The 339-nt window shown below is 81.7% G+C and carries 1 pseudogene; it reads right to left on the bottom strand.

The features are described from left to right. Nucleotides 1-130: 130 nt before the first annotated feature. A pseudogene (locus ACFXAM_RS37065) lies at nt 131-339 on the bottom strand (6-phospho-beta-glucosidase); the annotation flags it as partial.

Consider the following 339-nt stretch of genomic DNA (forward strand, 5'->3'; position numbering starts at 1 on the left):
GGCTGGTCGTCGGGGGCCCGGCGGGGGGTTTTTCCCGCCCGGGGGTGGGTTGTCTCCCCCCGCTTTCCGCCCCGCGCACCCCACCGCAGCGGGGGCCGGAGACCGGGGGACGGGCGGGTCGGGCCCGGGGTCAGCCGCGCGCCCAGGGGAGGTGCTCGCGGTTGTGGGCGAGCAGCCGGTCCGTCAGCTGGTCGGCGAGTTCGATCTGACCGACCAGCGGATGGGCGAGCAGCGCGTCGAAGACCCGGTCGCGGGCGCCGCGCGGGGCGGGGGGCAGGGGGGGGGTGGGGGAGGCGGGGGGGGGGGGGGCCCGGGGCGCGGTGAGGGGGGGCGGCGGGC

This window comes from Kitasatospora sp. NPDC059462, assembly GCF_042749955.1.
In the GTDB taxonomy this organism is placed as follows: Bacteria; Actinomycetota; Actinomycetes; order Streptomycetales; family Streptomycetaceae; genus Kitasatospora.